This is a genomic window from Neolewinella lacunae, from assembly GCF_014349155.1.
GTDB classification, from domain to species: domain Bacteria; phylum Bacteroidota; class Bacteroidia; order Chitinophagales; family Saprospiraceae; genus Neolewinella; species Neolewinella lacunae.
The window spans coordinates 1-1,562 of sequence record NZ_JACSIT010000110.1 but is presented as its reverse complement, the minus strand read 5'-3'; the positions used below and the strand labels follow the sequence as shown (position 1 = coordinate 1,562).

The window sequence follows — 1,562 nt, the reverse complement described above, 5'->3', positions numbered from 1 at the left end:
AACCCGCTGGAATACGGCATCGCCGGTGTCACGGTGAACCTGTACTTCGATGCGGACAACAATCCGGCAACGGCTCCTGTCCTGATCGAGACGACGACCACGGACGCCGACGGCAACTACTTCTTCGGTAACCTGGCCCCTGGTAACTACCAGGTGGGAGCCATTGCGTTGGCTGGCTCACCGGTATCCTCTACGGGTGCCGCCGTCAGCACGACCCCGAACGATGACACGGACGGCAACAGTGATGGCAGTGCCACTACGGCGACTGGCCAGGAATCACTTTCTGGCGTAGTGACCTTGGTTCCCGGCACGGAGCCCCAGGGCGGCGACGAGGCTGGCCAGGGCGGCGAGCAGGATGACACGGCTCCGCAGACGGATGGCAACGGCAATATGACCGTTGACTTCGGCTTCATCCCCACGAACAGCGTAGGTAGCACGGTCTTCTACGATATGAATGGCAACGGACAGCAAGATGGCCCCAACGATGTAGCAGCTCCTGGCGTAGTAGTCGAATTGTACGTTGATGCCGACGGTGACGGTACGCCGGAAACCCTGGTGGGCAGTGATGTAACGGACGCCGACGGCAGCTACTTCTTCCCGAACCTGCCGAACGGGACTTACCAGGTCGTACTTCCCAACGGCGTAGAAGGCGGCATGGCTTCCCCCACGGTTGACCCCGCTGACGACAATGCGTTGGTGCAGAACGGTACGGACCAGCCCGACGGCTCAATTGCCTCCGCTCCTTTCGATCTCGCAATTGGCGACAACCCGACGGAACTTGACGGCACGCCAGGCGACGACCAGGACGCTGATGACCCGGCCAACAGCATCCTGGACGCAAACGGTAACATGACGATCGACTTCGGTATTCTGCCCAACATGAGCATCGGTTCCACGGTCTTCTACGACGTTGACAACAGCGGCGACCAGGACCTGACCAACCCGCTGGAATACGGCATCGCCGGTGTCACGGTGAACCTGTACTTCGATGCGGACAACAATCCGGCAACGGCTCCTGTCCTGATCGAGACGACGACCACGGACGCCGACGGCAACTACTTCTTCGGTAACCTGGCCCCTGGTAACTACCAGGTGGGAGCCATTGCGTTGGCTGGCTCACCGGTATCCTCTACGGGTGCCGCCGTCAGCACGACCCCGAACGATGACACGGACGGCAACAGTGATGGCAGTGCCACTACGGCGACTGGCCAGGAATCACTTTCTGGCGTAGTGACCTTGGTTCCCGGCACGGAGCCCCAGGGCGGCGACGAGGCTGGCCAGGGCGGCGAGCAGGATGACACGGCTCCGCAGACGGATGGCAACGGCAATATGACCGTTGACTTCGGCTTCATCCCCACGAACAGCGTAGGTAGCACGGTCTTCTACGATATGAATGGCAACGGACAGCAAGATGGCCCCAACGATGTAGCAGCTCCTGGCGTAGTAGTCGAATTGTACGTTGATGCCGACGGTGACGGTACGCCGGAAACCCTGGTGGGCAGTGATGTAACGGACGCCGACGGCAGCTACTTCTTCCCGAACCTGCCGAACGGGACTTACCA

The 1,562-nt window shown here is 60.8% G+C and carries 1 protein-coding gene; it reads left to right on the top strand.

All coding sequences use genetic code 11. The annotated features are described in order from the left end of the window. Positions 1 to 1,562 (top strand): SdrD B-like domain-containing protein (locus H9S92_RS12090; RefSeq protein ID WP_320055164.1); only part of this gene is annotated, 1,562 nt, incomplete at both ends.